Raw genomic sequence first — 2,076 nt, 5'->3', positions numbered from 1 at the left:
ACACTGCCGTGGGGCGGGAGTTCACACCATGAGCGCCCGCGCCGGCGACGCCCGTGCCAGCGACCCTGCGGCCGCCAGCGACGCCCAGGCCAGCATGCAACCGCAAACTCAGCCCCAGGCCCAGTCGGCCCGCACCCCTGCGGTGCCCTCGTTGGCGCTGGGCATGATCGGCAACTGCACCATCAGCGCACTGGTGGACGCGCGCGCCGGCATCGTCTGGAGCTGCATGCCGCGCTTCGATGGCGACCCCGTGTTCAACGCACTCATCCAGCCGGGCGAACAGGGCAGCCGCTTCGCCCTGGAACTCGAAGACTTCGCCCACAGCGAGCAGTGGTACGAGCCCAACACCGCCGTGCTGCGGACCCGGCTGACGGACACGGCGGGCAACTGCCTCGAAGTGACCGATTTCGCTCCCCGGTTCTTCTCGCGTTCGCGCGCGTTCCGGCCCGTGATGCTGGTGCGGCGCGTGCGCCCCGTGCGCGGCGCGCCGCGCGTGCGCGTGCGGCTGAACCTGCGCTACGACTGGGGCCAGACGCAGCCCACCATCACGCGCGGCAGCAACCACGTGCGCTATGTGGGCAGCGCGCTCACCCTGCGCCTGAACACCGACGCACCACTCACCTACGTGCTCTCGGGCCAGCCCTTCGTGCTGGCGCGCGAACACAACTTCCTGCTGGGCGACGATGAATCCCTGCAGGCCGGCATCGGCGACACCGCGCGCCTGTGGGAGCAGGAAACCATCGCCTACTGGAAGCTGTGGAACCGGAGCCTGGCGTTGCCGCTGCAATGGCAAGAGGCCGTGATCCGCGCGGCCATCACGCTGAAGATGTCGCTGTTCGAGGACACGGGCGCCATCGTGGCGGCCATGACCACCAGCATCCCCGAATCGGCCCACAGCGGCCGCAACTGGGACTACCGCTATTGCTGGCTGCGCGATGCGTTCTTCGTGGTGCGCGCGCTCAACAGCCTGTCCGAAGTGGGCACCCTGGAAGACTACCTGCGCTGGCTGGGCAACATCGTGGCCGAAACGCGCGCCGGGCACATCCAGCCGCTGTACGGCATCGGGCTCGAACACGAACTGCCCGAGTCCATCCAGCCGCAGCTGGCCGGCTACCGGGGCATGGGGCCGGTGCGCGTGGGCAACCAGGCGGCCGAGCATTTCCAGCACGACGTGTACGGCAACATCGTGCTGGGGGCGGCCCAGGCGTTCCACGACCGACGCCTGCTGCACCCCGCTGGGCTGGCCCAGTTCGAGCGGCTTGAGCAGGTCGGCGAGCTGGCCGTGCAGGTGTATGGCAAGCCCGACGCCGGCATGTGGGAGCTGCGCACCCGTGCGCGCATCCATACTTCGTCGGCACTCATGAGCTGGGCCGCCTGCGACCGGCTGGCCAAGATCGCCCAGACGCTGCAGCAGCCCCAGCGCGCCCACTACTGGCGCCAGCACGCGCAGGCCATGCAGGCCGAGATCCTCGAGCGCTCGTGGAACAGCGAGCGCCAGGTGTTTGCCGAAAGCTTTGGCGGACACGAACTGGACGCCAGCGTGCTGCTGATGGCGGAAGTGGGCCTGATCAACCCCGCCGATCCGCGTTTCGTGCGCACGCTCGACGCCATGGAGCAAAGCCTGTGCGACGGCCCGTACATGCGCCGCTACGAGGCAGCGGACGACTTCGGCAAGCCCGAGACCTCGTTCAACATCTGCACCTTCTGGCGCATTGACGCCCTGGCGCGCACGGGCCGGCGCGAACAGGCGCGCGAGATCTTCGAAGCCATGCTGGCCGTGCGCAACCCCCTGGGGCTGCTGTCGGAAGACACCCACGCCGCCACGGGCGAGATGTGGGGCAATTTTCCGCAGACCTATTCGATGGTGGGCGTGATCAACGCCGCCATGCGCCTGTCCGCGCCCTGGGACAGCGTGATCTGAACGCCGCACACCGTGAAAGCCCCCATCCCACCATGAGCCGTCTCGTCGTTGTCTCCAATCGCCTCGCCGATCCGCGCAAAAGCGCTGCCGGCGGCCTGGCCGTGGCCCTGGGCGAGGCCCTGGCCGCCACCGGCGGCCTGTGGTTCGGCTGGAGC

1 protein-coding gene is annotated in these 2,076 nt (G+C 69.1%); it reads left to right on the top strand.

The window, feature by feature from the left end:
• The first annotated feature begins 94 nt into the window (after positions 1 to 94).
• Positions 95 to 1,921, top strand: coding sequence for a glycoside hydrolase family 15 protein (locus ACDELDRAFT_RS21725; protein ID WP_085943621.1), 1,827 nt, complete (start codon positions 95 to 97; stop codon positions 1,919 to 1,921).
• Positions 1,922 to 2,076 lie beyond the last annotated feature (155 nt).

The sequence above is a fragment of the Acidovorax delafieldii 2AN genome, from assembly GCF_000175235.1.
Classification (GTDB): domain Bacteria; phylum Pseudomonadota; class Gammaproteobacteria; order Burkholderiales; family Burkholderiaceae_C; genus Acidovorax; species Acidovorax delafieldii_B.
This window is presented reverse-complemented; position numbering and strand designations above follow the sequence as displayed.

Bases quoted from the DNA above. Each gene is read 5' to 3' on its own strand.
- ACDELDRAFT_RS21725 (WP_085943621.1), top strand. From the start codon at position 95: ATGCAACCGCAAACTCAGCCCCAGGCCCAGTCGGCCCGCACCCCTGCG.